The sequence below is a fragment of the Parabacteroides acidifaciens genome (assembly GCF_003363715.1).
Classification (GTDB): domain Bacteria; phylum Bacteroidota; class Bacteroidia; order Bacteroidales; family Tannerellaceae; genus Parabacteroides; species Parabacteroides acidifaciens.
Window position 1 is genome coordinate 1 of sequence record NZ_QREV01000132.1, and the last position, 777, is coordinate 777.

General features: G+C 48.6%; 1 rRNA gene. It reads left to right on the top strand.

Annotation, left to right across the window (positions count from 1 at the left end):
* Window positions 1-777: ribosomal RNA gene (locus tag DWU89_RS20440) — 23S ribosomal RNA — on the top strand; the annotation flags it as partial.

Here is a 777-nt window from a genome sequence, read left to right on the forward strand (position 1 = left end):
GCAATATGGACGTAAACAGGCTCCCAAGAAAATCCGCTAAGCATATTCATAAAGTACCCGTACCGTAAACGGACACACGTAGTTGGGTTGAAAATACTGAGGCGCTCGAGTGATTCACGGTTAAGGAACTAGGCAAATTGACCCTGTAACTTCGGGATAAAGGGTCCCAGCTGAAAGGCTGGGCGCAGAGAATAGGTCCAGGCAACTGTTTAACAAAAACACATGGCTGTGCGAAATAGAAATATGAGGTATACAGCCTGACACCTGCCCGGTGCTGGAAGGTTAAGAGGAGGACTCATCGCAAGAGAAGGTCTGAATTGAAGCCCCAGTAAACGGCGGCCGTAACTATAACGGTCCTAAGGTAGCGAAATTCCTTGTCGGGTAAGTTCCGACCTGCACGAATGGTGTAATGATCTGGACACTGTCTCAACCGTGAGCTCGGTGAAATTGTAGTATCGGTGAAGATGCCGATTACCCGCGATGGGACGAAAAGACCCCGTGAACCTTTACTATAGCTTTACATTGAATTTGGGCAATTGATGTGTAGGATAGGCCGGAGACAATGAAGCAGGTACGCCAGTATTTGTGGAGTCGACGTTGAAATACGGCCCTTTGATTGTTTGAGTTCTAACTCGCGGTATGCGAGGACACTGTATGGTGGGTAGTTTGACTGGGGTGGTCGCCTCCAAAAGAGTAACGGAGGCTTCTAAAGGTACCCTCAGACCGATTGGTAACCGGTCGTAGAGTGTAATGGCATAAGGGTGCTTGACTGGGAGA